General features: G+C 70.3%; 25 protein-coding genes. 10 read left to right on the top strand and 15 right to left on the bottom strand.

What is annotated here, in order from left to right; translation table 11 throughout:
• Positions 1-17 precede the first annotated feature (17 nt).
• Positions 18-1,097, top strand: coding sequence for a DUF4192 domain-containing protein (locus tag RM1_RS21110; RefSeq protein ID WP_083576880.1), 1,080 nt, complete (start codon positions 18-20; stop codon positions 1,095-1,097).
• A gap of 13 nt (positions 1,098-1,110) precedes the next feature.
• Here RM1_RS21110 and RM1_RS21105 read toward each other — a convergent pair whose 3' ends face one another.
• The 3 genes from RM1_RS21105 to RM1_RS21095 form a co-directional block, all read right to left on the bottom strand.
• On the bottom strand, positions 1,111-2,121 hold the full coding sequence (locus tag RM1_RS21105) for a phosphatidylinositol-specific phospholipase C (protein ID WP_072753640.1): 1,011 nt from the start codon (positions 2,119-2,121) through the stop codon (positions 1,111-1,113).
• Positions 2,122-2,198: 77 nt separating this feature from the next.
• A complete protein-coding gene (gene galE, locus RM1_RS21100; protein ID WP_072753639.1) occupies positions 2,199-3,197 on the bottom strand; it encodes a UDP-glucose 4-epimerase GalE in 999 nt (332 codons plus the stop codon).
• Between the two features lie 4 nt (positions 3,198-3,201).
• Entirely contained in the window at positions 3,202-3,888 is a 687-nt protein-coding gene (locus tag RM1_RS21095; protein ID WP_027499530.1) for an iron-dependent transcriptional repressor DtxR, read from the bottom strand.
• 125 nt (positions 3,889-4,013) lie between these two features.
• On the opposite strand from RM1_RS21095, the gene RM1_RS21090 reads away from it, so the two are divergent.
• Both RM1_RS21090 and RM1_RS21085 read left to right on the top strand, forming a co-directional pair.
• Positions 4,014-5,300, top strand: a complete 1,287-nt coding sequence (locus tag RM1_RS21090; RefSeq protein ID WP_072753638.1) for an acetoin utilization protein AcuC — start codon at positions 4,014-4,016, stop codon at positions 5,298-5,300.
• Positions 5,293-7,974, top strand: coding sequence for a bifunctional acetate--CoA ligase family protein/GNAT family N-acetyltransferase (locus RM1_RS21085; protein ID WP_072753637.1), 2,682 nt, complete (start codon positions 5,293-5,295; stop codon positions 7,972-7,974). The genes RM1_RS21090 and RM1_RS21085 overlap by 8 nt, the downstream gene beginning before the upstream one ends.
• Before the next feature lie 159 nt (positions 7,975-8,133).
• Here the strand turns inward: RM1_RS21085 and RM1_RS21080 are convergent, their stop codons facing one another.
• From RM1_RS21080 to RM1_RS21070, 3 genes are all read right to left on the bottom strand, one after another.
• Complete coding sequence (locus RM1_RS21080) at positions 8,134-9,105, bottom strand: sigma-70 family RNA polymerase sigma factor (RefSeq protein WP_027499533.1); 972 nt, start codon at positions 9,103-9,105, stop codon at positions 8,134-8,136.
• A gap of 157 nt (positions 9,106-9,262) precedes the next feature.
• Entirely contained in the window at positions 9,263-10,750 is a 1,488-nt protein-coding gene (locus RM1_RS21075; RefSeq protein ID WP_072753650.1) for a DUF7782 domain-containing protein, read from the bottom strand.
• Positions 10,751-10,801: 51 nt separating this feature from the next.
• Positions 10,802-11,164: a DUF3099 domain-containing protein gene (locus tag RM1_RS21070; protein ID WP_027499535.1), complete on the bottom strand. Its 363-nt coding sequence runs from the start codon at positions 11,162-11,164 to the stop codon at positions 10,802-10,804.
• Positions 11,165-11,244: 80 nt separating this feature from the next.
• On the opposite strand from RM1_RS21070, the gene RM1_RS21065 reads away from it, so the two are divergent.
• On the top strand, positions 11,245-11,481 hold the full coding sequence (locus tag RM1_RS21065; RefSeq protein ID WP_027499536.1) for a DUF3039 domain-containing protein: 237 nt from the start codon (positions 11,245-11,247) through the stop codon (positions 11,479-11,481).
• On the opposite strand, the gene RM1_RS21060 is transcribed toward RM1_RS21065, so the two are convergent.
• Entirely contained in the window at positions 11,454-12,632 is a 1,179-nt protein-coding gene (locus RM1_RS21060) for a YihY/virulence factor BrkB family protein (protein ID WP_072753636.1), read from the bottom strand. The genes RM1_RS21065 and RM1_RS21060 overlap by 28 nt on opposite strands.
• A 224-nt stretch (positions 12,633-12,856) precedes the next feature.
• On the opposite strand from RM1_RS21060, the gene RM1_RS21055 reads away from it, so the two are divergent.
• Positions 12,857-14,584: a DEAD/DEAH box helicase gene (locus tag RM1_RS21055; protein ID WP_072753635.1), complete on the top strand. Its 1,728-nt coding sequence runs from the start codon at positions 12,857-12,859 to the stop codon at positions 14,582-14,584.
• A gap of 83 nt (positions 14,585-14,667) precedes the next feature.
• Here RM1_RS21055 and RM1_RS21050 read toward each other — a convergent pair whose 3' ends face one another.
• On the bottom strand, positions 14,668-14,871 hold the full coding sequence (locus RM1_RS21050; protein ID WP_027499538.1) for a DUF7455 domain-containing protein: 204 nt from the start codon (positions 14,869-14,871) through the stop codon (positions 14,668-14,670).
• Between the two features lie 205 nt (positions 14,872-15,076).
• Between RM1_RS21050 and RM1_RS21045 the strand changes: the two genes are divergently transcribed.
• Positions 15,077-15,436 carry a DUF952 domain-containing protein gene (locus tag RM1_RS21045; RefSeq protein ID WP_072753634.1) on the top strand — a complete coding sequence of 120 codons (360 nt, stop codon included), beginning with the start codon at positions 15,077-15,079 and terminating at the stop codon, positions 15,434-15,436.
• Here RM1_RS21045 and RM1_RS21040 read toward each other — a convergent pair.
• Positions 15,433-16,074: a response regulator gene (locus tag RM1_RS21040; protein ID WP_072753633.1), complete on the bottom strand. Its 642-nt coding sequence runs from the start codon at positions 16,072-16,074 to the stop codon at positions 15,433-15,435. The two genes, RM1_RS21045 and RM1_RS21040, sit on opposite strands and share 4 nt — an antisense overlap.
• The gene (locus tag RM1_RS21035) at positions 16,071-17,258 is read right to left on the bottom strand and encodes a sensor histidine kinase (protein ID WP_072753632.1); all 1,188 of its coding nucleotides are present in this window, start codon (positions 17,256-17,258) and stop codon (positions 16,071-16,073) included. The genes RM1_RS21040 and RM1_RS21035 overlap by 4 nt, the downstream gene beginning before the upstream one ends.
• A 110-nt stretch (positions 17,259-17,368) precedes the next feature.
• On the opposite strand from RM1_RS21035, the gene RM1_RS21030 reads away from it, so the two are divergent.
• From RM1_RS21030 to RM1_RS21020, 3 genes are read left to right on the top strand one after another with little or no spacing between them, the layout of a single operon-like run.
• Positions 17,369-18,067, top strand: a complete 699-nt coding sequence (locus tag RM1_RS21030) for a GAP family protein (RefSeq protein WP_072753631.1) — start codon at positions 17,369-17,371, stop codon at positions 18,065-18,067.
• A 59-nt stretch (positions 18,068-18,126) separates the two neighbouring features.
• Positions 18,127-18,609 (top strand): cation:proton antiporter regulatory subunit, encoded by a 483-nt coding sequence (locus RM1_RS21025; protein ID WP_027499543.1) that lies wholly within the window; start codon positions 18,127-18,129, stop codon positions 18,607-18,609.
• Positions 18,610-18,663: 54 nt separating this feature from the next.
• On the top strand, positions 18,664-19,866 hold the full coding sequence (locus RM1_RS21020) for a cation:proton antiporter (protein WP_072753630.1): 1,203 nt from the start codon (positions 18,664-18,666) through the stop codon (positions 19,864-19,866).
• Positions 19,867-19,881: 15 nt separating this feature from the next.
• Here the strand turns inward: RM1_RS21020 and RM1_RS21015 are convergent, their stop codons facing one another.
• The 4 genes from RM1_RS21015 to ppgK form a co-directional block, all read right to left on the bottom strand.
• On the bottom strand, positions 19,882-20,229 hold the full coding sequence (locus RM1_RS21015; RefSeq protein WP_072753629.1) for a hypothetical protein: 348 nt from the start codon (positions 20,227-20,229) through the stop codon (positions 19,882-19,884).
• A gap of 162 nt (positions 20,230-20,391) precedes the next feature.
• Positions 20,392-22,371 (bottom strand): alkaline phosphatase D family protein, encoded by a 1,980-nt coding sequence (locus RM1_RS21010; RefSeq protein ID WP_072753628.1) that lies wholly within the window; start codon positions 22,369-22,371, stop codon positions 20,392-20,394.
• 155 nt (positions 22,372-22,526) lie between these two features.
• Positions 22,527-23,897, bottom strand: a complete 1,371-nt coding sequence (locus RM1_RS21005) for an RNA polymerase sigma factor (RefSeq protein WP_027499546.1) — start codon at positions 23,895-23,897, stop codon at positions 22,527-22,529.
• Positions 23,898-24,017: 120 nt separating this feature from the next.
• Entirely contained in the window at positions 24,018-24,815 is a 798-nt protein-coding gene (ppgK, locus tag RM1_RS21000) for a polyphosphate--glucose phosphotransferase (protein WP_051636888.1), read from the bottom strand.
• Between the two features lie 92 nt (positions 24,816-24,907).
• On the opposite strand from ppgK, the gene RM1_RS20995 reads away from it, so the two are divergent.
• Positions 24,908-25,798, top strand: a complete 891-nt coding sequence (locus tag RM1_RS20995; RefSeq protein WP_072753649.1) for an inositol monophosphatase family protein — start codon at positions 24,908-24,910, stop codon at positions 25,796-25,798.
• A 4-nt stretch (positions 25,799-25,802) separates the two neighbouring features.
• On the opposite strand, the gene cei is transcribed toward RM1_RS20995, so the two are convergent.
• Positions 25,803-26,492: an envelope integrity protein Cei gene (gene cei, locus RM1_RS20990; RefSeq protein ID WP_072753627.1), complete on the bottom strand. Its 690-nt coding sequence runs from the start codon at positions 26,490-26,492 to the stop codon at positions 25,803-25,805.
• Positions 26,493-26,639: the final 147 nt, after the last annotated feature.

Raw genomic sequence — 26,639 nt, 5'->3', positions numbered from 1 at the left:
GCGGCATGGTCCTGGCCATGACAACCATGCATCCCGAACAGCCGGAGCGACCCGGCAATCCGACATTGATGCCCGGCGTCGGTCCGGTCCGAATCGGCGACCCAGGCGATCTCATCGCGGCGATCCCCGCGATGCTGGGGTTCCGGCCCGCACGTTCGCTTGTCCTCGTCTGTCTCGACGAGGGCGACGGCCCCGCCCGGGTACGGGCGGTGATGCGGCACGACCTGCCGGACGGCGCGGTCGGCCCGCTCGACCGGGAGGCCATCGAACGGATGTCCCTCGTCTGCGAGCGCGAGGACATCGATGCGGTCATCGCGGTGATCGTCGACGCGGGGCGGGCGCCCGGCATGCATCGTGCGGTGGTCGGTGAACTCGAGCTGCACCTGAGCGGTCGCGGCGTCGACCTGGTGGGAGCGCTCGTGATCCCCGAGATCGCGGAGGGACGGCCGTGGCGAGGGCTGTGCGGCGATCCCCGTCGCGGATTGCTCCCTGACCCGGTGTCGTCCAGCGTCGCCCTCGCCCAGGTGCTCGGCGGTCGCGCGATCCGGTCCTCCCGGGAGGAACTGGAGGCGATCGTGGCCCCGCATCCGGATCGGGAACGCGCCGGGCTCGCGGAGCTGCTGCGCGAGCGACCCGCACGCCGTTCCCGCCCGCGCGACGAGTTGCGGCTGGTGCTCGCCCGGATCGCCGAGCTGGCCTCCGGACACGCGCCCTACCGGCACGAACTCGTCGACCTGGCCAGGGCGCTGTCGAACCCGCGGGTGCGCGACGCGCTGCTGTCGCTCGCGGTGACCGCGGAGGCCGACGCGGCCGAGCAGCTGTGGATCCTGCTGGCCAGGGCGCTGCCCGATCCGGAGCGGGCGGAGCCCGCGGCACTGCTCGGCTACAGCGCCTATGCGCGCGGGGACGGACCGATGGCGGGGGTGGCCCTCGTCGCGGCGCTGGAGGCGAACCCGCGGCACCGGCTGGCAGGCATGCTCGACGCCGCGTTGCAGTCCGGCATGCGTCCGGAGGCCATCTCGGGGCTCGCCGTCACCGGGTTCGACGAGGCCGCGAGGCTCGGGGTGCGGATGCCGCCGCCGATCTACGGCGGTTGAGCGTGGTCACGGGTCAGGGGAAGTTGTGCGCGATGATCTCGGTCACGAGCTCCGCGGTCGGGAAGTCGGCCATCACCGCGCCCAGCCGTCCGCGGCCACCGGCCTCCAGGTACTCCTGGGTGCGGGGGAGGATCCCGACGACGCCAGGGGCGCCGCGCGCGACGGTGACCGGGACCGTGCCGGTCACCATTGCTGCGGGGTTACCGGTTGCGCTGAGGTGGTTGACGAACAGGATGTCGGAGGACCCGGTGCGGGATCGCTCGAACTGTGCGCGGATCAGGTCCCACTTGCGCCCGATGTCGGCCAGGCCGGTCAGCTCGTAGGTGTCCTGGATCGCCATGCTCGCGTCGCCGAACCGCGGCCCCGGCCACGCCACCGCGTCGAAATTCCGGAGTACGACGAGTTTCCCGCGGGCCTCGCCGAGGCGCGGCAGGCCACCGTCGTATCCGGCGGGCGGGCGCCACAGGTGTTCCCGGAGCCGGCTGCTGGTCTCGGGGTTCTGGTCGATGTACCAGTTCAGCGTTTCCTCGTAGCTGCGGGTGTTCTCCGCGGGCGTGTACTCCTCCTTGAGTCGCATGACGATCGCCTCGGAGGGGTTGGCGCGCAGGAAATCGGTGAGCGCGACCACGACGTCGGTGAAGTCCGCGTTCAGGTACTCGATCCCGTGATGGATGGGGAACGTGTCCCGGAAATGCCGGGTGCGGATGTCGACGGCGCGGACCCCGGCCCTCAGCTGGGTCGTCAGGTCGGCATCCTGGGTGAGGGCGAAGACGGAGGCCCCCGAGGCCATCGTGTCGTGGGTGCCGGGCAGCGACAGCTCCGCGAGCCCGGCCCCATCGGGCAGTCCGGCCATCCAATCCGGGTGGACGGCGTCGGCCAGCCCGCTCGACTCCAGCGACCCGGAGGTCGACCCGGCATCGGACCCGGTCGTCGCGGACGCGAGCGGGGCAGGCAACACCACGGTCGCGAGGGCGAGCCCCACCAGGGCGCGAGCGAACCCACGCCTGTGTACGGAGAAATTCATCGGAGCAGCGTGCCATGCCGACACCGCCGATGGGGCAAAAAGTGGCTATTTGGTGTCTAACGGGTGAACGGTTGGGGTCAGCCGCGGTGTGCGGCGTGCGACCGGTCGCCCAACTGCTGCAAGAACTCCCACGCGTCCGCGACGATCTCGTCGAGGTCGGTGTGCTGCGGCCGCCAGCCGAGGTCGGCGATGGCCCTTTCGCTGGAGGCGATGAGGACCGCGGGATCGCCCGCACGGCGCGGGGCGTCCACCACGGCGATCGGCAGCCCGGTGACCCGCTGGCAGGCCGAGATCACCTCGCGGACACTGAAACCGGCCCCACTGCCGAGGTTGTAGATGCTGTGCGTGCCCGCGGTCGCGGCCTCGAGCGCCAGCAGGTGCGCCTCGGCGAGGTCGAGGACGTGGATGTAGTCGCGGACCGCGGTGCCGTCCTCGGTCGGCCAGTCGGTGCCGAAGACCGATATCTTGTCCCGCTGTCCGAGCGCGACCTGCAGCACGAGCGGGATGAGATGTGTTTCCACAACCCGGTTCTCGCCTGCACCGCGGTACGCGCCCGCGACGTTGAAGTAACGCAGGCTGGTGGCAGCGAGTCCGTACGCGTTGGCATACGAGGTGATCGCGTGGTCGATCGCCAGCTTGGTTGCCCCGTAGGGATTGGTCGGCCTCGTCGGATCCGTCTCGGTGATCGGGGACCGCTCCGGCTCGCCGTATGTCGCGGCCGTCGAGGAGAAGACCAGCCGCGGGGTGCGGGAGACCCGGATCGCCTCGAGGAGCTCGATCGTGGTGACCACGTTTCCGCGCCAGTACTTTTCGGGCGCGACGACCGATTCACCGACGAGCGACTGCGCTGCGAAGTGCAGCACGCCGTCGAACCGGGGCTCGGTCGACCCGTCGCCGAGAACGGACGCGGCGACCGCGGCGACGTCGCCCTCGACGAACTCGGTTCCGGTCGGTACCGCATCCGCGTTCCCGGTGGACAGATCGTCGACGACGACCACCTCGTGGCCGCGTTCGAGCAGGACGGTGGCACACACACTGCCGACATAACCGGCACCGCCGGTGACCAGGAGTCGCACGCCGCTAGACCTGCTTGACCTGGACTGCGTGCGCCATCTCCTCAGACAGATCGAAGCCCTCGTGACCCGGCACGGTGATCGTCACCGAACCCGGCTTGGTCACCACCGTCACTCGTGCGTCGGGGACGACGCCTGCCTCACGGAGGCGACCGATGACCTCCGGGTCGGACTGCACGTGCTCGGCGAGCCTGCGCACCACCACGGCGGTGGGCTGCCCGGACGGCACATCGGTCAGGCGGATCAGGGTTTCGCCGTTGTCCGCGGGCCGGTTCAGGCCGAGCTCGGCCAGGCCGGGGATCGGGTTGCCGTAGGGCGAGGTGGTGGGGTTGTTGAGCACCTCGACGAGACGACGCTCGACCTCCTCGCTCATCACGTGCTCCCAGCGGCAGGCCTCGGCATGCACCTGGTCCCAGTCGAGTCCGATCACATCGACGAGCAGTCGCTCGGCGAGCCGGTGCTTGCGCATCACCGCGATCGCGAGTCCGCGACCCTTGTCGGTGAGCTCGAGATGGCGGTCACCGGCCACCAGTAGGAGCCCGTCGCGTTCCATCCTGGCGACCGTCTGGCTCACCGTCGGACCGCTCTGCTCGAGCCGCTCGGCAATACGCGCCCGCAGCGGCACCACGCCTTCCTCTTCAAGGTCGTAGATGGTACGGAGGTACATCTCCGTCGTGTCGACAAGATCCTTCACCTGCACGCCCCTTCGTCTACGGCCGATTCTACCGGCACGCATGCGGGAATCGGCGTTGCACTCACTCTGAGGCAACGCCACCCGCCCCTCGCCTCTTCCCCAGGCGCGCAAGTAGCGTTGATCGCATGGCCGCGACCTCCAGCCCCCCGGTGGGGCATGCGCACCCGAATTCGGACCGGGCCGTCGTCTGGAGTCCGGACTATCTCAGTTACCGGTGGAGTGCGGACCACCCGATGAACCCCACCCGGCTCGAGCTGACGATGAACCTCGCGCGGAGCCTCGGTCTCATCGAGGGTGCCGAACTGGTCCGTCCCGAGGCGGCCACCGACGCCGATCTGCTGCGGATCCATACCCCCGCCTACGTCGCCGCGGTCAAGGCGGCGGGAGCCGGGCCGCTGCAGGGACTGGCCGACGCCCGGGCGGACGGCGATGTCGCCCCGCACGGACTCGGCACCGAGGACAACCCGATCTTTCCCAGGATGCACGAGGCCAGCGCGATTCTCGCAGGTGGAACGCTCACCGCGGCGAAGGAGATCGCGTCGGGCCGGGCCCGACGGGCCGTGAGCATCGGGGGCGGGATGCACCACGCGATGTCCGACTGGGCCTCGGGCTTCTGCGTTTACAACGACGCCGCGATCGCGATCTCCTGGTTGCTCGACAACGGCTTCGACCGCATCGCCTATATCGACGTGGACGCCCATCACGGGGACGGGGTCCAGCACGCCTTCCTCGGTGACCCCAGGGTCCTGACCGTGTCCATCCATCAGCACCCGGCGACGCTGTGGCCGAACACCGGCTGGTCCAGTGAGGTCGGATCGGGCGCGGCCGAGGGTGCGACGATCAACCTGCCGGTGCTGCCGGGAACCGTGGACTCGGTGTGGCTGAGGGGTTTTCACGCGGTGGTTCCTGCGGCGATGGCGGCCTTCAAGCCGCAGATCGTGATCAGCCAGTGCGGCGTTGACAGCCACAGGGAGGACCCGCTGGCTGACCTCTCGCTGACGGTCGACGGGCAACGGGCCGCGTTCCTGGCGATGCGTCAGCTCGCGGACCGGTACGCGGAGGGTCGCTGGCTGGCCGTCGGCGGCGGCGGCTACGGGCTGGTGCGGGTGGTCCCGCGCGCGTGGACGCACCTGATCGCAGCGGCGCTCGACCGCGACATCGATCCCACCTTCGCGGTGCCGCAGTCCTGGCGCGACCGGGTGGCGGCGATGGCGCCGAGCGTCGAGCTGCCCGCGACGATGGGCGACGGCGGCGAGGCGTCCTACCTGTCGTGGGACGGGCCGGGCGGTACCCCGGAGACCGGCGTCGAATCGATGGATCGCGCTCTGGTCCGGGTGGATTCGGCGATCGCAGCCACCCGTCGCGCGGCCTTCCCGCTGCTCGGACTCGACCCGGAGGATCCCCGTGACTGACCCCGCAACCGGGGGCGCAGACGCCGAGCCGCGGGCGCCCTTCCCCAAGCACTGGTTGGCGGACGTGCTGCTCACCGACGGCGGCGTCGCGGCCCTGCGGCCGATCTCGCCGGACGACGCGGACCGGCTGATCGCCTTCCACGCCAAGCTGTCCGAGCGCACCCGTTACCTGCGCTACTTCGGGCCGTACCCGACGATGTCGCAGCGCGACCTCAAGCGGTTCACCACCGTCGACCACAAGGACCGGGTCGCGTTCGTGGCGGTGCTCGGCGACGAGATCATCGCGGTCGGCCGGTACGAGCGGTTGATCGACGTCGGTGACGGCAGGTCCGCTGAGGTCGCGTTCGTGGTCGCCGACGCGCACCAGGGTCGCGGGCTCGGGCCGATCCTGCTCGAGCACCTGGCCGCGGCCGCTGCCGAGAACGGCCTGACCATGTTCGTGGCCGAGGTGCTCGCCGAGAACCGGAACATGGTCACCGTGTTCCGGGAGGCCGGGTATCAGGTCAGCCGGACCTACGAGGGGGGAGTGCTTCGGCTCGAGTTCGCCATCGACCCGACCGAAACCCTTGTCGCGGTTCGTAACTCTCGTGAGCGGGCCACGGAGGCCAGGAGCGTCCGCAACCTGCTCAGCCCGCAGTCGGTCGCCCTGATCGGCGCGTCGACCGACGCCGCGAAGGTGGGCAACGCGGTGCTGCGCAATCTGCTCGGCGCCGGGTTCACCGGGCCGGTCTACCCCGTCAATGCCGAGAACCGCTCCGTGCGGGGGGTCCGGGCGTACCCGACGGTGCACGACATTCCCGACGACGTGGACCTCGCGGTCGTTGCGGTTCCTGCGGAGGCCATTGACGCGGTCCTCGACGACTGCCTCGCGAAGGGCGTCAAGGCACTGGTCGTGGTGTCCGGTGGGTTCAGCGACGCAGGCCCGGACGGACGCCAGTCCGAGCGACGGCTGGTGCACGCCGCGCGGGCACACGGGATGCGACTGGTCGGTCCCAACGCGCTCGGCGTCGCGAACACCAGCGCCGCTGTTCGGCTCAACGCCACCCTCGCGCCCGAGTTGCCGCCGCCGGGCCGGGTCGGGTTCTTCTGTCAGTCCGGCGCGCTGGGCATCGCGATCCTCGACGAGGCGGCGCGCCGTCAGCTCGGCCTGTCCACCTTCGTCTCGGCGGGTAACCGCGCCGACGTCTCCGGAAACGATCTGCTGCAGTACTGGGACTCGGACCCCGAGACCGAGGTGGTGCTGCTGTATCTGGAGAGCTTCGGCAACCCGCGCAAGTTCTCCCGGATCGCGCGCCGGGTCGGCAGGAACAAGCCGATCGTCGCGGTGAAGTCCGGCAGGCACGCCGTGCCGGAGGCCCTTGCCGCGAACGGGGTCGAGATCGACGACTCCGTGGTCTCGGCACTGTTCGAGCAGGCGGGTGTCGTGCAGGTCGGGTCGATCGCCCAGCTCTTCGACTGCGCCGTGCTGCTCGGCTATCAGCCACTGCCCGCCGGTCCGAGGGTCGCGGTGGTCGGCAACTCCTCGGCGCTCGGCGTGCTGGCCGCAGGGGCGGCCAGGAGCGAGGGGCTCGAGCCGGCGAAACCCGTCGACCTGCCTGCGCAGTCCACCCCCGCGCAGTTCGCGGGTGCGGTGAGCGCCGCGCTCGAGTCGGCCGAGGTGGACGCCGTCTTCGCGGTGTTCGTGCCGCCGGTCAGCGTGGACGTCGAGCCGTACGCGAAGGCACTGCGCGATGCGGCCCGGGACACCAGTAAGCCGATCGTGACGACATTTCTTGCCGCGGAAGGTATTCCGGACGTGCTGGCGGTCCGGGGGGAGGACGGCCATCCCATCAGGGGTTCGGTCCCGTCGTACCCGGGGCCGGAGCGTGCCGCCCTGGCGCTCTCGCGGGCCTGGCGCTACGCCCAGTGGCGGTCGCGGCCCGCCTCGAAGGTGGTCCGCCCCAGCGGCATCGACTCCGATCGCGCGGAGGCGCTGGTGCAGTCCTGGCTGGGCGCGGGCGAGGGGCGATGGCTGACGGATTTCGAGGCGTCGGAGCTGCTGGCCTGCTACGGCCTGCGGGTGGTGGATTTCACCCTCGCGCGGTCGGAGGACGAGGCGGTCGACGCGGCCGAGGCGCTGGGCTATCCCGTCGCTGTCAAGGCGACCCGCGAGGGATGGCGGCACCGCCCGGACCTGAGCGGCGTGCGGTTGGACGTCAGCACCCCGGACGCGGTGCGCGACGCCTATCGCGCGCTCGCCGTGGCGTCGGCGGAACCGCTCCTGCACGTGCAGAAGATGGCGAACAAGGGGATCGGCTGCGTCGTGCGGGTGCAGGACGACCCGTCCTTCGGTTCGCTGATCTCGTTCGGACTCGCGGGAGTGATCTCGGATCTGCTCGGCGACCGCGCCTACCGGGTACTGCCGCTGACGGAGGACGAGGCGACCGAACTGATCGACGCCCCGAAGGCCGCCCCGCTGCTGTCCGGATACCGGAACGCGGAGCCGGTCGACAAGGGTGCGCTCGTGGACCTGGTGCAGCGGGTCTCCGCGCTCGCCGATGACCTGCCCGAGGTGCGGGAGCTCGTCTGCGAGCCGGTCCTGGCCAGCGCCATCGGGGCCGCGATCACCGACACCCGGGTGCGGATCGGCCCCGAGCCGAGCCGGGCCGATCTGGGCCCGCGCCGACTGCGCTAGCCGCCCGCGAACGTAGTCGCGCCGGCCGATCCTTGCGCTCCGAGGGGGAGGAGCGGGTCGGATCGACCGGCGCGAGGGTGCGCTGACACTCAGGGGGATGGTCAGCGCACCGGATTGTGTGGCATTCCCAGCTCGCCGGGGTGCGAGCCCGGGTGGGGATCAGCTCGCGTAGGAGCGCAGCCGCTCGGCGCGGTCGCCCTCGCGGAGCTTGCCCATCACCTCACGCTCGATCTGGCGGACGCGCTCACGGGAGAGCCCGAAGATCTTGCCGATCTGATCGAGGGTGCGGGGCTGGCCGTCGTCGAGGCCGTACCGCAGCCGGATCACCTGCTGCTCGCGCTCGTCGAGGGTGCCGAGGACGGACCGGATGTCGCTGTGCAGCAGCCCCGCGATCACCGCGTTCTCGGCCGAGGTGGCCTCGGCGTCCTCGATGAAGTCGCCCAGCGGCGCCTCCTCGTCGCTGCCGACCGGCATGTCGAGGCTGACCGGGTCGCGGCTGTGGTCGAGCAGGTCCGCGATCTTCGCGACCGCGATGCCCGACTCGGCCGACAGCTCCTCGTCGGTGGCCTCGCGGCCGAGCTGCTGATGCAGCTCACGCTTGATCCTGGCCAGCTTGTTGACCTGCTCCACCAGGTGCACTGGCAGCCGGATCGTGCGGCTCTGATCGGCCATGCCACGGGTGATGGCCTGGCGGATCCACCACGTGGCATAGGTGGAGAACTTGAAGCCCTTGGCGTAGTCGAACTTCTCCATCGCGCGGATCAGGCCGAGGTTGCCTTCCTGGATCAGGTCCAGCAGCGGCATGCCGCGTCCGGTGTACCGCTTGGCCAGTGACACCACGAGTCGCAGGTTCGCCTCGAGCAGGTGACTGCGCGCTGACTGGCCCTCGCGGACGATGGTGGCGAGGTCACGCTTCTTGGCGGCGGTTAGCCTCTTGCCGGTCTCGAGCACGTGTGCGGCGTACAGACCCGCCTCGATCCGCTTGGCCAGCTCGACCTCATCCGCGGCGGTCAGCAGCGCGGTGCGGCCGATCCCGTTCAGATAGACGCGAACCAGGTCCGCAGCGGGGCTCTGGGCGTCCAGATCCTCGGCGCTGGGGCGCAGCCTGCGGGTGGTGGTGGGGCTTGTCATGACCTGCCTCCTCATCGGTGGTGTCTCATATGGCTCAACGCCGCGCCACCGTGCAAAGTTCCCGTGTGTGATCCACGGAATTACTTCTGACCTGCATTTTTGCGTCGGCGGTCCTGAGAAGTTGCTGAGAAGACGGGCCGGGGGAACCGGCCGGGAACTACCGCGGGAACTCCGCGGGCAGCACCAGTCCGTGCCGCACCAGCGAGTGCACCAGCGGGACGGCGGCGACGGCGAGCTCGTCGGGATCCTCGCCGTTCGCGGCCGCCAGCAGTTCGAGCAGCTCGTTCAACGCCAGCGAGTCCGGCCGCATTCCGCCGAGCAGGGCGGCGGTCAGATCGTCCACCTCGTGCTGCCAGTTCGGCCCGCTGCCGCGATGCACCCTGGCCACGACCTGCTGCCAGCCCTCCTCACCCGGCAGCGACACCCGCTCGAGGGCGGTCGTCGGCTCGAGCATGAAGCGCTGTTCGAGCACGTCGCGCTCGCGCAGCCAGGCCAGACGGTCGAAATAGCCGAGCGCCTCGCCGCCGAGTGGATCGGTGAAGCCGTGCCGCAGGTCCTCGGCGAGCACGTCGCTCGGCTCGTCCGTGCGCCGCAGGTAGACGAAGCCGAAGCCGACGCCCTCGACGTCGGCGGCCTCGAAATGGGCCAGCCAGGCCTCGGCCTGCGCCGCGGTCGCCGGGTCACGCGGATCGAGGCCGCCGTCGCGCATCCACGTGCCCACGTACAGCGCGGGGTCGGCGACATCGCGCTGCACGATCCAGGCGTCGACGCCGTGCGCGGGCAGCCAGGACGCGATCCGCGACCGCCAGTCCTCGCCGCGCACGTGCACCCAGGACGCGAGCATGGAGGCGGTGCCGCCCGGCTCGAGGTGGTCGAGCACGTTCGAGATCATCAGCTCGCTGGCGCCGTCGAGGTCGAGCCCGGAGTCGCGGTAGGTGTGCTCCACCCGGCCGCGGCCGACCACGAACGGCGGGTTGGCGACCACCCGGTCGAAGCGACGGCCGACGACCGGCTCGAACCACGGGCCGCCGAGCAGCTCGACGTCGATCTCGTTGAGCGCGAACGTCGCCGCCGACAGATCGAGCGCGCGCAGGTTGATGTCGGTGGCCGTGACCGACCGCGCGTAGCCGGCGGCGTGCATGGCCTGGATGCCGCAGCCGGTACCCAGGTCGAGCACCGAACCGGTCGGGGTGGTCGGGGTGGCACGGAGCAGGGACAGCGACGCGTGTCCGACGCCTAGCACGTGGTCGGGCGCCGTGGTCCGCGGACCCATGCTGCCGTCCAGGTCGGAGAGCACCCACCGGTTGCCGGAGCCGAGGTCGAGCGGCCTCAGGTCGAGCGCAGCCCTGACCTCGTCGCCCGAGCGCTCGAGGAGTCCGACGGCCACCGCGCGGTCCAGGTCGAGCGGCCGCAGCGCGTGCGCGACCTCCGCGGCGGGGCAGGGGTCGGCCAACAGGAAGAGTCTCGTCAGTACCCCGAGATCGCCCGCGGTGCGGCTGGCCAGCCGGACCGGGACGGGCTCGCTGCGACCGAGCGCATCGTGGGCATCGGCGCCGAGCATCTCCAGCAGGGCGTCGGCGGTGTACTCGGTGCGGTGCAGGGCCTCGCGCAGCGGAGCGCAGGCGGAGAGCAGTTCTCGGTTCACCGCCACAGTTTGTCAGCTCGTGGCGGCGGGGTCGGCGGTCGATGCCGAATGTCAGCCCTCGATCGTCGGGTGCTGCTTCGATTCGATCGCGGGCGCGGTCGGGGCCTTGTGGTCGTAGCGGCGCGGCTCATCGGCCTTGCGCGGCGGGCGGTCGTTCGCGACCAGCACGGCGATCCACGGCAACGGGACAGAGACGCCGATGATGGCCAGGCTGATCCATGGGTTGGCCCATTCGCTGTAGGCCAGCGCGGCCAGCACCAGTGCCGGGATCCGGATCGCCATCAGGATCGTGTACTTGCGGACCCGGGCGTGCTGTTCGTCGTAGAACGACTGGGCCGCGTCGGTGATGAGAACCGGGTTTCCCGCCGCGTCGTCCTTGTTCTTCGCGCGGTCGAAATCCGAACTCGATGCCATCTGTCCACCATCCCACTCTCCGCAGTCGAATGCACTACCGGGGGCTCGCCCGCCGCGCAGGAGTGCGTCATCATGGACGGGTGAGCACTCAGACCAAGGAACGTCCCGACACCACCACCGACGAGTCCACCGATGACGACACCCCCAAGTTCTTCCACTACGTGAAGAAGAACAAGATCGCCGAGAGCGCGGTGATGGGTACGCACGTCGTCGCGTTGTGCGGGGAGGTCTTCCCGGTGACCAAGTCGGCCAAGCCCGGCTCGCCGGTGTGCCCGGAATGCAAGAAGATCTACGACGGGTTGCGCGCGGGCGACTGAGCCGCGACCGGACACCGGCCGCCGGCGGTGTCGCCTGCCGCGTCGGCGGCGGGCGCATCCTCGGCGGCCTCGTGTCTGCCCCGGTCCGGTCCGGTGATCCTCATCGGGCCTGCGGCCAGCCGTCTGGTGAGAGTGGTGACGGGTCCGACGGACTCGCCGTCGGGCGCCCGGGCGGCGGCCGCGGCCTGCGCGGCCAGCCAGTCCCGCATCTGCTCCATCCGGGTCGCCCTTGCCGGCCAGAACTCTTGGATGGTCGCGTTGAACTCGGCGCCGAGAACGACGGCGAAGCCGAGGAAGAACGTGAACAGCAGGAAGGCGATCGGTGCCGCCAGCGCGCCGTAGGTGTAGCCGGTCTGGGTGATCCAGGCGAGGTACCAGCGCAGGACGGTGCTCGCGCCCATGAAGAAGACGCCCGCCAGCAGTGATCCACCGAGCAGTCGGTGCCAGGGCAGGGACTTGGCCAGTGCCACCTTGTAGAGGGTGGTCAGGCCGATGATCAGGAGCAGGCCGACCGCCGGGTAGTAGAAGGCGTCCACCGCCTGCGAACCGACCGAGTACCAGGACCGCGGTAGCACCTGCCCGATCAGGGTGGGCCCAAGCGCGACGAGCGGCAGCACGAAGACCGCGACGATGAGAAACATCACATAGAGCAGCAGCGCGAAGATCCGTTGCCAGACCGGATGTCTCACGTCCTTCTGGCCGTGCGCCTCGACGATGGAGTCGACGAAGGTGGAGATCGCCGACGATCCCGCCCACAGCGACAGCAGGAAACCGGCCGAGACGATCTCGGGTCGGCCCTGGCCGAGGACGTCGTTCACCGTCGGGCTGATGAGCTGGTCGACGACGCTCTCGCTGAAGGCCGTGCGGCTGAAGGTGATGATCTTCGACTCGATGATCTGGACCGTGTCGGGGCCGAACCAGCCGCCCACGTAGCCGATGCTGCCGAGCAGCCCGAGCAGCAGGGGAGGCAGCGACAGGGTCTGCCAGAAGGCTGCCGTGGCGGCCTTGCCGAAGATCGAGTCGCCCCATGCCTTCGTCGCGGTTCTCGCGATGACCTGCCAGGCGCGGTGAAGCGGATGGAATCCCGAGCGCGCACCGGCGGACCCGGCAGGCTGGTCGCCGCCCGGCTCTCCGTTGCTCGGCTCGTCCATGATGGTTCCAGCATTCCCGACGCGGCCGCCTCGCCGCGCATTGAGGCCCCCCGTGTCGGGAGAAATGTGCCGCTACCAGAGATCGCGGCCGGTCCGCGAACACGCCGCGACGCGCGGTCGTCGGTGATGTGGGGAACGTCGGTGGTCGGGGTTAGGCTCCTCCAGGATCGAATCACCGCGAACGATCGCATCATGTACGCAGCACAGAAGGAGCGGCAGCGACAGTGCTCACGGGTAGTACCGAATCGACACCACCCGCACCCGTCGCCACCCTCCGAGCGTGGCAGCGTCGCGCGCTCACCAAGTACCTGGCCACCGGGCCCCGCGACTTCCTCGCGGTGGCGACGCCAGGCGCGGGTAAGACGACCTTCGCGCTCCGGGTCGCCTCGGAGCTGCTGCGCGACCGCACGATTGACCAGGTGACCGTCGTCGCGCCCACCGAACACCTCAAGCACCAGTGGTCGGGGGCCGCCGCGCGGATGGGCATCGCGCTGGACTCGAACTTCACCAACTCGACAGGGCAGACGTCCGCCGAGTACCACGGTGTGGTCGTCACCTACGCCCAGGTGGCATCGCATCCGACCAAGCACAGGGTGCGCACCGAGAACCGGCGGACCCTGGTGATCCTCGACGAGATCCACCACGGTGGCGACGCCAAGAGCTGGGGCGACGCGATCCGGGAGGCGTACGAGCCCGCCACCCGGCGGCTGGCGCTGACCGGTACGCCCTTCCGCAGCGACGACAGCGCGATCCCGTTCGTGCAGTACGAGCCGGACCGCGAGGGTCTGATGCGGTCGAAGGCCGACCATTCCTACGGCTACTCGGACGCCCTCGCCGACGGCGTGGTGCGCCCGGTGGTCTTCCTCGCGTACTCGGGGGAGGCGCGCTGGCGCAACAACGCAGGCGAGGAGTTCGCGGCCAGGCTCGGCGAGCCGCTCTCCGCCGAGCAGACCGCGCGCGCGTGGCGGACCGCCCTCGACCCGAACGGTGACTGGATCCCGTCGGTGCTCACCGCGGCGAACACGCGGCTGCAGCAGCTGCGCGCGGGCGGCATGCCCGATGCGGGCGGGCTGGTCATCGCGACGGACCAGACGGTCGCGCGGGCGTACGCGAAGATCCTCGAGGCCGGCACCGGGCGGGCGCCGACCGTCGTGCTGTCCGACGACCCGACGGCCTCGAAGAAGATCGCCGAGTTCAGCGACAGCACCGAGCCGTGGATGGTCGCGGTGCGGATGGTGTCCGAGGGTGTCGACGTGCCGCGCCTTGCCGTCGGCGTCTACGCCACCAGTTCCTCGACACCGCTGTTCTTCGCCCAGGCCATCGGCCGGTTCGTGCGTTCGCGGGCCAAGGGTGAGACGGCGAGCGTCTTCGTGCCGTCGGTGCCGGTGCTGCTCGACCTCGCCAGCCAGCTCGAGCTGCAGCGCGACCACGTGCTCGGCAAGCCGCATCGGGAGAAGGACGGACTCGACGACGATCTGCTCGTCGACGCCAACAAGCAGAAGGACGAACCGGGCGAGGAGGAGAAGGCGTTCACCTCGCTCGGCGCCGACGCGGAGCTCGACCAGGTGATCTACGACGGATCCTCGTTCGGGACGGCGACCTTCGCGGGCAGCGACGAGGAGGCGGATTACCTGGGCCTGCCGGGGCTGCTCGACGCCGATCAGATGCGGGCCCTGCTGCGTGAGCGCCAGGCCGGTCAGATGGACAAGGGGGCAAGGGAAGCCGCGCCGGTCCAGGCGCCCGCCGCGGTGGCCGACCGGGTGTCGTCCGCGAACAAGCTCGCGGAACTGCGCAAGGAGCTCAACGGTCTCGTCGCGATGCAGCACCACCGAACCGGCAAACCGCACGGGTGGATCCACGGTGAGTTGCGCCGCGTGTGCGGCGGTCCGCCGACCGCGATCGCCACGGTCGAACAGCTCACCGAACGGATCGCGATGCTCCGGCAGTGGTGAGAACAAGACAGAGCCCGCACCTACAGGTGCGGGCTCTGTGCTGACTGGGGTGCCCCGAACGGGCGCCCGGTTTGGCTGACGGCCTAGATCGTCGCCTCGTCGAGTACCGCATCGGAGACGATGGTGGCGTTCATCGCGCGGAGACGACCCTCGTGCTCATTGGCGTGGTGCTGGCAGAAGAGAAGCTCTCCACCAGTCGAGAGGACCGCGCGCACGCGGGCTCCCGCACCACACCGGTCGCACCGGTCGGCAGCGGTCAATGGGGGGCTGGTCAGTGTTCCGGGCATGACTCCTCCGTACTGGCGTTCGGCCGAAACCGAGTGCCTGGGGCCTGGTCCGCCGCACCGGAGTGGCGCGGTGAATCCACTCTGTCAGACGTTTGGGCTTCAGGAGTTGTTCCCGTCGGCGTTTCTTTGTGGTTTCACTAACAGGGAACACGGGTCTCGCGCGTGACGGAGATCACTACCGCGGTGCCCCGGATAGCCTGCGGGGGTGACTCATCCGGACAGCACCCTCGTACACATCTGCACCACCGAGCAGTGGCGGCAGGCGCAACGGGCGGGGGAGCGGCTGCCCGAGACCTATGACGCCGACGGGTTCGTCCACCTCTCGAGCACCGAGCAGGTTCACCTGCCCGCGAATCGGCTGTTCGCCGGCCGCACCGACCTCGTGCTGCTGTACCTCGACAGGGAGCGACTCGGGGCCGAGGTCCGCTGGGAGCCCGGCGTGCCGACCGACCCGGAGTCGATGAGGTTCCCGCACCTGTACGGTCCGCTCCCGGTGGTGGCGGTCACCGGGGTGCGCGCGTACCGACCCGGTCCCGACGGGTCGTTCGGGACGCCCGAGGACTAGGACGCGGGGAGTTCCCTTGCGATGATCGCGGCCTGAACGCGTGAGCTGACGCCGAGCTTGGTGAGCACCCGGGACACGTGGGTCTTGACGGTGGTCTCGCCGATGAACAGGCGTCCGGCGATCTGCTGGTTCGTCAGACCGTCGCCGAGACAATCGAGCACCTCCCGCTCGCGGTCGGTGAGGTCGCCGATGCCCGCGGGCTGCCGCGCCGGGACCGGGCGGGTCGCGGCGAAGGCGTCGATCAAGGTGCGGGTGACCTGTGGTGCCAGGACGCCGTCCCCCGCGGCGACCGCGCGCACGGCCGCCGTCAGCTCGGCGGCGGTCGCCGATTTCAGCAGGAACCCGGAGGCGCCTGCCTGCAGCGCCCCGAAGACGTACTCGTCGATGTCGAAGGTGGTCAGCACCAGCACGTGGGCCAGGCCCGCCGCGGTGATCTCCCTGGTCGCCGCGATGCCGTCGGTGCCCGGCATCCGGACGTCCATCAGCACCACGTCGGGCCGCAGTGCACGGGCCTGGCCGAGCGCCACGTCGCCGTCGGCGGCCTCGCCGACCACCTCGATGTCGTCGGCGGTCGCGAGGATCATCGACAGCCCGGATCGGATCGCGGAGTGGTCGTCGGCGACCACAACCCGGATCATCCGCCGGCCGCCGGCCCGTCGAGGGGGATGGACACCGCGACCCGCCAGCCGTCGGTGTCCGGGCCGGCGCTGAACCGGCCACCGAGCAGTTCGGTGCGCTCGCGCATGTTCGTGAGCCCGGTGCGCAGGCGTGGCGGATCCGACGGGAACCCTCGCGGCGGAAGCGGATTGCACACCGTCATCAGCAGCTGCCCGGACTGCGACCGAAGGGTGAGCTCGACCGGGCGCCCCGGTGCGTGCTTGATGGCATTGGTGAGGGCCTCCTGGGCGATCCGATAGGCGGTGTGGTCAACGGCGGTGGGGAGCTGGCCGGGTGCGAGGTCGTCGTGCACCGCGACCTCGGTGCCCGCGGCGTGTGCGGAGTCGACCAGTTTGGCGAGCTGGCGGAGACGGCCGGGCGCCGCCGCCTCGTCGACGACGTCCGTGCGGAGCAGACCGATCATCGAGCGCATCTCCTCGAGCGCGTCGATGCTGTTGCCGCGCACGGATTTCAGGATGCGGCGCAGGCGCTCGTCGGACTCCGCGCCGGTGATGCCGAGGGCGGCCTCGGATTGGATGGCGATGGCGGACAGGTGGCCGGCGACCACGTCGTGCAGATCCCGGGCCATCCGGTTCCGCTCGTCCGCGATCGCCGCCTGGCGGTCCAGTTCCGCGATGGTGGTCAGTGCCTCGGCTCGCGCACGCTCGGAGTCGGCGACGTCCTTGTGCAGCCGTACCGCGCGCCCCCACCACAGCGGGGTGCCGACGAAGGCGAACGCCGCGATCGTGCCGATCACCAGCGGCTGCCAGCTCCTGGTGAGGGCCAGCACCAGGACCAGGCATCCCATGGTGCCCGCCGCAGCAACGCCGACCACGGTGCGGGACTGCCGTGCGGTGCCGTAGAGCGCGACCGCATACACGAGGTCGGAGAAGACCAGCCAGATCGGCAGCGTCGGCCCGAGCGCGAAGTCGATGCCGAGGGGGACGGTGGCGAGCCAGATCGCCAGCACCGGGCGGTCCCGGCGGAACACGGCCGTGCCGCAGATCGCCGCGAGCAGAGCCAGTCTGATCGTGACGGGGGCCTCGGTGGACACCGGGGCGAGCGCGTACAGGGTGGTCGCGTAGAGCGCGGTGCCTGCGGCGAACGCGAGGAGCGCGATCAGCGCACTCTGGGCGAGTGAGGGCAGGGCGGACCAGCGTGACACGCCATCATCACAGCACACCGACCCCCGCAGGCACGTCGTCCCAAAGGAGGACGGCCGATCCGGCGGTCGGGCGATGTCCCGGCCGCGCCGAGGCGGTGACGATCATCGGCATGGACATGGCACTCGTGCTCGGGCTGGTCGCGCTCGCCCTTGTGGACAGCACCAGCCTGGGGACGCTGGTGATACCGCTGTGGTTGTTGATGTCCCCGGAGCGGCCGCCGGTGCGGCGGATGGTCGCGTACCTGGGCGTGATCGCGGGCTTCTACCTCGTGGTCGGGGTGCTGGTCCTGCTCGCGGCGTCGACGGGAATCGCGGCGGCCGGGTCCGCGCTGCGCGGACCCGTCGCGCTCGGTGTGCAGCTGGCGCTCGGCCTCGGCTTGTTCGCGATCAGCTGGCGATTCGACTCCGGGTCGAAGGACGGTGGCGCGGGCGGTCGGGTGACCCGGTGGCGGGCAAAGGCTCTGGGCGCACAGTCCTCCGGCTCCGGGCTCGCGGTCCTGGCGATGAGCGCGGGTGCCCTCGAACTGGTCACGATGCTGCCGTACCTCGCCGCGATCGGGCTGATGGTCTCGACCGGGCTGTCTCCTGCGGTCTCGATCCCGCTGCTGGCCGGTTACTGCGCCATGATGGTGCTCCCCGCCTGCCTGCTGATCCTCGCCAGGACGGTGGCGCACACGCGGGCCGAGCCCTGGCTGACGCGCGCGGACGGCTTCCTGTCCAGACATGCGGACAGTGCGCTGGGCTGGGTGCTGGGAATCGCGGGATTCCTGCTCGCCCGCGATGCCGCCGCCGGGCTCTTCTTCCGCTGAGAACCTGCGGATATCGCGCGTCGCGGGACCGATCCCGCGCGCGGCGCTACCGTTGAGTCATGAACGTGGAAGTGACTCCCCTTCCCGGGATCGGCGTCCGGAAGGATTTCGAGCTCTCGACCGGCAGACGCATCGGCGTGGTCACCCATCGGGACGGCGGGACGGACCTGATCGTCTCGAAGAAGGACGATCCCGACGCCTGTGCCGCGTCGGTGCCGCTGACCGACGAGGAGGCCGCGGTGCTCGGCAATCTGCTCGGTGCCCCGCAGCTGGTCTCGCAGTTGCGTGAGGAGCACCGTGACCTGCCGGGGATCAACACCCGGCAACTGCCGATCACCGAGGACTCGCCCTTCGACGGACGGACGCTGGGGGAGACCGCGATGCGCACCAGGACCGGGGTCTCGGTGGTGGCGGTGATGCGGGCCGGGCAGGTGTACCCGTCACCGAATCCGGACTTCAACCTCACAGAGGGAGACCTCTTGGTCGCCGTGGGTACCTCGGACGGGCTCGACGGTGCGGCCAAGATCCTGCACCACGGATGAGTTCCGGCGAGGACCCAGCTCCACGGTTGAGCTCCGGGAGAAAACCGGGGCGCCATGACTAGCACCGCGCTCTCGCTGATCCAGCTCGGCGCGGTGTTCTTCGCGCTCGGTGTCCTCGGGCGGCTGGCCGGCCGGGTCGGCATGTCGCCGATTCCGCTCTATCTGGTGGGCGGCCTCTGCTTCGGCGAGGGCGGGTTCTTCACGCTCGACGGTATCGGCGACTTCGGACACCTGGCGGGCGAGATCGGCGTGGTCCTTTTGCTCCTGCTGCTCGGCCTCGAGTACACCGCGAGTGAGCTGGTCACCGGCCTGCGCAAGTCGTGGATGGCGGGCGCGGTGGACATCGTGCTCAACGCGGCGCCCGGCGTGATCGTCGCCTTCATGCTCGGGTGGGGACCGGTCGGTGCCCTCGTGATGGGCGGCGTCACCTACATCTCGTCCTCGGGCATCGCCGCGAAGGTTCTCAATGACCTGGGCCGGCTCGGTAACCGCGAAACCCCTGTCGTGCTGGCGATCCTCGTGTTCGAGGACCTGACCATGGCCGTCTACCTGCCGATCCTGACCGCGATCCTGGCCGGGGTCGGCTTCTTCGGCGGCCTGCAGGCGCTGGCGATCTCGTTGTGCGTTGTCACCTTGGTGCTGGTGATCGCGCTGCGCTACGGCCACTACGTGTCGGCGATCGTCGACAGCAAGGACAAGGAGGTCTTCCTCCTCAAGCTGCTGGGCGCGGCGCTCCTGGTCGCCGGGATCGCCTCGGCGATGCAGGTGTCGGCGGCGGTCGGGGCATTCCTGCTCGGTATCGCGATCTCCGGGTCGACCGCCCGCAACGCGGCGAAGGTACTCGAGCCCCTGCGGGACCTGTTCGCGGCCATGTTCTTCGTGGTGTTCGGGCTGAACACCGATCCGGCCACCATTCCTCCCGTCCTCGGCTGGGCGGTTCTGCTGGCGGTGGCGACGACCGCGACCAAGATCGCGACGGGGTGGTGGGCGGCCCGCAGGCAGGGTGTCGCGCTGATGGGCCGGGCCAGGGCGGGCGCCGCGCTCGTCGCCCGCGGCGAGTTCTCGATCGTCATCGCGGGGCTCGCGGTCGCGGCCGGCGCCGTCGAGGGTGAGCTCGCGGCGCTGGCGACGGCGTACGTGCTGCTGATGGCGATCCTCGGCCCGGTGGCGGCGCGGGTGGTCGAGCCACTGGTCGGCGTCATGCGGCGCCCGCAGAAGCCGTCTGGGGAGTCGAGCGACCCCTACCTCACGACCTGACGGTGTCCGCCGCGGTCATCGCTTGTGCCGCGCGTTGCGGAACCGCTCGACGACGTCGCTGACCTTCGCGTCCTCGTCCGCGCAGCACGGGCTGCGCAGCGTCACGGTGCCGTCGAGCGTCTCGACCCAGTACGGCTCGGTGCCGTCGCCGGGGACGAACAGGTACCGGCCGATGCCGAGCTCGGGGTTGTAGAGGTTGTGGAAGATCTGCAGTCGCACGGTGCCGTCCGCGCAGCGGTCCTTGGCGACCGTGAGCGCACGCACCACGCGATCGGGCAACGCCATGATGCGATCGGCGATCTCGCGCGTGTTGCCGAACACCACCGTGTCCGGGTGGTCCTGCCGCCGGTCTTCGGTCGTCATCTCGGGTCACCTCGCGATAAGGCGACGACCCCCGTCGCCGTACGGCCGGCGAAGGGTCATCACTGCTGTCACGTCGGAGCTTCCAGTCTAGGTCCCGATGGCGGGCGTCGAGCAGATCCGGGACCTCACCGCCACGCTGCGCAGCCGGTAGCGCCCGTCGGACTAGGCCTCCGGCGGGAACCACGGAGCCTGCGGGCCGTGCGGCGCCCCGGAGGTCGGCCGGTATGGCAGCCCGTGCAGCTCGACGGCATCGATCTGATCCCGGAACCGCGGCGGCACCGCCGATCGGTCCTCCTCGGCGAATGCCACCATCTGGTGGCCGAGGACGTCCGGCGACCGCGGCACGTGCTTGTCCTGCCACCAGAACTCGAACACGGCCCGGTCGCGGTCGAGGTCGATGATCCCGTAGCCGTGGTCGACCCACTCGACGAACTGGGTGTTGCGGTTGAGCGTGAGGATCGCAGCTTCGGCGGCGCGCGCGATCTCGGTGGACTCCGCAGGCCCGAGGCCGGTGGCACCGCGGATCATGTCGTCGGCGCCGCCGCGCCCCATCGAGGTGGGGGCGAACTCGACACCGACGGACAGGCCTCGGACGTCGGCGGGGTCGTCGACGACTGAGAGCACCGGGCCGCCGTTGCCGGTGCTCACCCGCACCGCCCCGGCCCCGTGGTTATGCGGTTCGGCACCGTCACGGGTGTTGCGGCCGGGGACCCCCGAGACATACCCGTCGCCGAGGTACGCCGTGGAGATGACGTCGGACGCGAAATTCCCGTGCGCGTCGCCGGTCACCATGACGTTCCGCCAGATCCGCTCCCCGCGTGCGCCCCGGAGGTGGTTGACGATCGCATCGCGCTCGGCGGCGTACCGGCCCCAGCGACCGATGCCGAGCTTCGGCATCTTCACCCCCTGCACGACCTCCGGGATGTCGGTCGGCGCGAACCACGCCTGGTTGCCGATGACCCGCCACCGGGTTCCCCGGTGCGACGAGTCGGTGAGCGTGGCCGTGAGCCACTCGTACTGCCGCCGACCGAGGAGGCTCGGCTGCCCGGGCGGCAGATGCGAGGAGTCGGCGGGGAGCCCGTGCACGCCTTGCGACTCGGCGTCGATCCCGACGACGTCGACGAGGTCGCCGTAGCGCAGCGCCCGGTAGACGAGCAAGGGATCCTCCGGCGCGGGGTAGGAGCCGTCGTCGACGAGCACGAACTCGCCGCTGCCGTCGGCACGCACGGGCCGGGTCGGAGTCCATTCGTGGAACGCGCGCACCGTGTCGGGGAGGGTCGTGGTCGCCGATGCCGGGTCGATCCCGGGCGCGTCCACCTCGTTGCCGTAGGCGACGTCGATGTCGTGGTTGTCCCACACGATCATCCACGGATGCTGCTGGTGGGCCCGGACGAACTGGGGGTCCGAACGCCACAGCGCGTACCGCCTGCGCACCTCGGCGAGGTCGAGCCAGTCCCGGTTGTCCGGGTGGTCCATGTCGGCGAAGCCGACGCGCGAGCGCACCAGCTCGTCCTTGTCGGGGAAGTCGTAGATGTAGTCGCCCACGTGCAGCACGAGATCGAGGTCGTCCCGGGCGGCGATGTGCTCGAACCCGCTCCAGAACGAGGACCAGTAGGAGCTGCAGGACATCGTGGCGATGCGCACCCGGTCGACGGCGGCACCCGGGGCCGGCGCGGTGCGCGTTCGCCCCGTGATCGAGTGCGCGCCGGAGTGCGTGAAGCGGTAGAAGTACGTCGAGGCCGGGGACAGGCCGGTGACGTCGACCTTCACCGTGAAGTCGTGCTCCGCCACCGGGGTCTGCTCACCGGAGCGGACGAGTGCCGTCATGCCGGGGTCGGTGGCCACCTCCCACCGCACGGGGCCAGGGGCTCCGGCCACGCGCTCGGGCATGAGACGGGTCCAGAGGATGACGCGGTTGGGCAACGGGTCGCCGCTGGCGACGCCGTTGGCGAACGGTCCGGGGCAGCACGTGGGGTAGTCGACGGCGCGGGCCGGATCGGCGGACGGCGCCGCGGCGGTCGCGGACGGGGCGTGTCGGACACCGGCGACCGCGAGGCCGCCTGCGAGGGCGGAGCCGCGCAGGAACGTGCGGCGGGAGGGTCCGCGCGGGGAGGTCGGGGCGAGAGGGGACTGCTCACTCATCCGGCAAGTGTCGACCACCGCGGGGCGTGCGCGCTTGGGATCCGATGACGGCCCGACGTGCGCCGGGTGAAATGTCGGTGCCGGTGACCATCGGGCACACGAATGCCCCGCCACCTTCGCGGTGGCGGGGCATTCGTCGTCTGGTCGGGACGGGTTTAGTCCAGGTAGTCCCGGAGTACCTGGGACCGCGACGGGTGCCGCAGCTTCGACATCGTCTTGGATTCGATCTGACGGATCCGCTCACGCGTGACCCCGTAGACCTGGCCGATCTCGTCGAGGGTGCGGGGCTGGCCGTCGGTCAGGCCGAAGCGCAGCCGGACGACGCCCGCCTCGCGCTCGGACAGCGTCTCGAGCACCGACTGCAGCTGATCCTGCAGCAGGGTGAACGACACCGCGTCGACGGCAACCACTGCCTCGGAGTCCTCGATGAAGTCGCCGAGCTGGCTGTCGCCCTCGTCGCCGATCGTCTGGTCGAGGGAGATGGGCTCACGCGCGTACTGCTGGATCTCCAGCACCTTCTCCGGCGTGATGTCCATTTCCTTGGCGAGCTCTTCGGGCGTGGGCTCGCGGCCCAGGTCCTGGAGCAGCTCGCGCTGGATGCGGCCGAGCTTGTTGATGACCTCGACCATGTGCACCGGGATGCGGATGGTGCGGGCCTGGTCGGCCATCGCGCGGGTGATCGCCTGACGGATCCACCAGGTGGCGTACGTGGAGAACTTGTAGCCCTTGGTGTAGTCGAACTTCTCGACCGCGCGGATCAGGCCGAGGTTGCCCTCCTGGATCAGGTCAAGGAACGCCATGCCGCGGCCGGTGTAGCGCTTGGCCAGCGAGACGACCAGTCGCAGGTTGGCCTCGAGCAGGTGGTTCTTCGCGCGGTTGCCGTCGCGGCAGATCCAGTTCATGTCGCGGCGCTGCGCGACGGGGAGCTTCTCGCCCTTCTCGGCGTGCTCGGCCATCAGCTGGGTGGCGTAGAGGCCGGCCTCGATGCGCTTGGCGAGTTCGACCTCCTCCTCTGCGTTGAGGAGGGCGACCTTGCCGATCTGCTTGAGGTAGGCGCGAACCGAGTCGGCGGACGCGGTGAGCTCGGCGTCCTTGCGGGCCTGCCGGAGGGCCTCGGACTCTTCCTCGTCCCAGACGAAGTCCCCGGAAGCCTTGTCCTTGTCGGAAGGCTCGGCGGTCTCCTCGTCGTCCTCGCCGACGGCGACGACCTCGACCACCTCGTCGACGGCGAGGTCACCCTCGGGCACCTCGAGATCGGCCATGTCGGCTTCGTCGGGTGCCTCGTCGAGATCGACGCCCGGGTCGGCCTTGCTGGTCGCCTTCTTGGCTGGGGACTTCTTCGCTGCGGCCTTCTTGGCAGGAGCCTTGGCTGCGGCCTTCTTAGCAGGGGCCTTCTTAGCAGCGGCCTTCTTGGCTGGAGCCTTCTTCGCCGCGGCCTTCTTCGCGGGGGCGGTGCCGTTGGTCGCCGCGGCGGACGCCGATTCGGTGCTCGGTTCGGCGGTCTGACTTGTATCGGAGGCGGCCACGTACGCCCTTTCGTGACGGTGTCGTGCGGCGTCACGCCAGAGTGATTTTCCGGCGGAGAGGTCAGTTGAGTTCGGCCGGCTTCGAGCCGGACGTAACCATTGTAACTATCGCCACGGGTGTTACGACGCGATGCTGGTCTGCGCGGCGAGTGCGGCGCCGACGATGCCCGCCGTGTTCAGCAGCGCGGCGGGCACGACGGGGGTGCGATTGGTGAGCAACGGGATCCATTTCTCGCTCTTGCGGCTGATGCCGCCGCCCGCGATGAACAGGTCGGGCCACAGCAGGTTCTCGAACGTGGTGAGCACCCGGGAGACCTCAGCCGACCACTGCTTGTAGGACAGACCCTTGGTCTCCTTCACCGAGGAGGCGGCGCGGTGCTCTGCCTCCTTGCCGTGGACCTCCATGTGCCCGAACTCGGTGTTGGGGAGCAGGACGCCCCTGTGCAGGATCGCGGATCCGATCCCGGTGCCGAACGTCAGCAGGACGACCACACCGTCGACGTCCTTGCCCGCGCCGTAGGTGTCCTCCGCGACGCCAGCCGCGTCGGCATCATTTAGCACGGTCACGGGGCGGCCGCCGAGCGCCTGACCGAACAGGGCCGCCGCGTCGGTTCCGATCCAGGACTTGTCGATGTTGGCCGCGGTCCGCGCGACCCCACCGGTGACGACGGCGGGCAGCGTGATCCCGACCGCGCCGTCCCAGCCTGCCCGCGCGACGATCTCCGCGACGGTGCCCGCGATGGCCTCGGGGGTGGCCGGGTGCGGGGTCTCGATCTTGATCCGGTCGCCGATCAGCTCACCGGACTGCAGATCGACCAGTCCACCCTTCACTCCGCTGCCGCCGACGTCGATGCCGAACCCGCGTCGGCTGCTGCCGTTGCCGTCCTCGGACCGCAGGGCCTGGGTCGATTCAGTCATGGCGCAAACCCTAATCGTCTGGAAGAAGACCGGCGCGGAAGTCGGGTGATGAGGCACCATGGGGCGTGCCTTCTTTGCGGTCCCATGCTGCCATCCCGACAACCCCCGAACGTGACGCCACCGGCGGTCCCGACGATCCGCGCACGCTGCGTGAAGTGGCGGTCCGGGTGGCCGTCACCGCCGCACGGCACGTGCGTGCTCGCCGCCCCGAGGTGTTCGCCGCCACGGGCGTCCTCACGGAGGACAGTTCGGTCGCCACCAAGAGCCACCCCACCGATCCGGTCACCGTCGTGGACACCGAGACCGAGGAACTGATCCGAGGACTGCTCGCGGGCCTGCGCCCGGACGACGCCATCCTCGGCGAGGAGGGCGGGGGACAGGCCGAGCAGATCCAGGGCGTGCGCTGGGTGGTCGACCCCATCGACGGAACGGTGAACTTCTTGTACGGCATCCCCGCCTTCGCGGTGTCGGTCGCCGCGCAGATCGACGGTGTCTCGGTGGCGGGTGCGGTGGTGGACGTCCCGGCCGATGCCGTCTATTCGGCGGCGTTGGGGCACGGTGCGACGCGGCTCGAGGCGGACGGCACCGAGCACGAGTTGCGGTGCAACCCGGTCTCCGACGTGTCGGTGGCACTGCTCGCGACGGGGTTCGGCTACGGGCGGTCCCGCAGGCAGGCGCAGGGCGAGCTGATCGGTCGGGTGCTGCCTCGGGTGCGCGACATCCGCCGGGTCGGTTCGGCAGCCCTCGACCTGTGCATGGTGGCCTCGGGGCGCGTCGACGCGCACTTCGAGCACGGACTCAGCCCGTGGGACTGGGCGGCGGGCTCGCTGATCGCGAGCGAGGCGGGCGCGCGGGTCCGCACGCCGGCGCCTGACTCGACGAGCGCTGGAGGCGAGGTGGTGGTCGCTGCGGCCCCCGGGATCGCGGCCGAGTTGGACGAGGTCTTCGCCGAGGCGGGCGTGTTCGACCCGATCCCGGACTGACCCGTCAGCAGCGAGCGGTGCGGGCGGCCTTGAGGAGGCTGATGTCCACGGGCGCGGCGGCCATGCCGCCGGGCGCGGGCTCCTTCAGTACGGCCAGCACCTCTTCTGCGTCGGTGTTCGGGCGGAGTTCGCTGAAGTAGGTGCCGAGCGCGAGGTCGACGGTGTCGTCCTGGCGCTGGTCCTCGATCAGTTCGGCGCAGGGTGAGACCAGCCACAGGGCGCTGGCGGCGGCGAGACCGTTTGCGCCGAAACGGATCTGGCCGTGGCACTGCATGTTCTGGTCGACGTAGACGGGGTCGTTGCCGACCTGGACGTCGGGGGCGCTCGCGTAGCCGTACTCGCTCAGCTGCGCGGCCACCTGCGCGGCCTGGCCGCGTTCGCCGTTGGCGTTGAAGACCCGGACCCTGGTCGCCGCGAGGGTGGTGGGTTCGGTGTCCATCAGCGTGGTCGGGTCCACCTTCTTGCCGAGGGGCTGCGGGGTCGGCGCGTTCGGGTCGGACTGTGAGGCCTGCTGCGGGAGGTTGCACGTCACCGCGGCGGAGACCTCCTCGTCCTTGGTGAGGATGCGAACCCACAGCACGGAGCCGAGCAGGGCGAGGATGCTGATCAGCACGATGACGGGCATGGCGCGCCGCCTGCGGAACGGACGGCCCTGCTCATCGGTGGAGTGACCCTGTGTGATCAGTGAAACCACGATTCGTCCCGACCTCTCCGCCGCGCCGCCGATAGGCGCCACTGTGGCGCCGGTGCGCACTCACTCTAGAGTGCGGTGCCGGGATCGTCGTCGACGCGGTCACGGCTCGGAATGTCGCGGAAATGTCACGGTCGGCCCGCCGTTTGT

The sequence above is a fragment of the Rhodococcus maanshanensis NBRC 100610 genome (assembly GCF_001894865.1).
Classification (GTDB): domain Bacteria; phylum Actinomycetota; class Actinomycetes; order Mycobacteriales; family Mycobacteriaceae; genus Rhodococcus_G; species Rhodococcus_G maanshanensis.
This window is presented reverse-complemented; position numbering and strand designations above follow the sequence as displayed.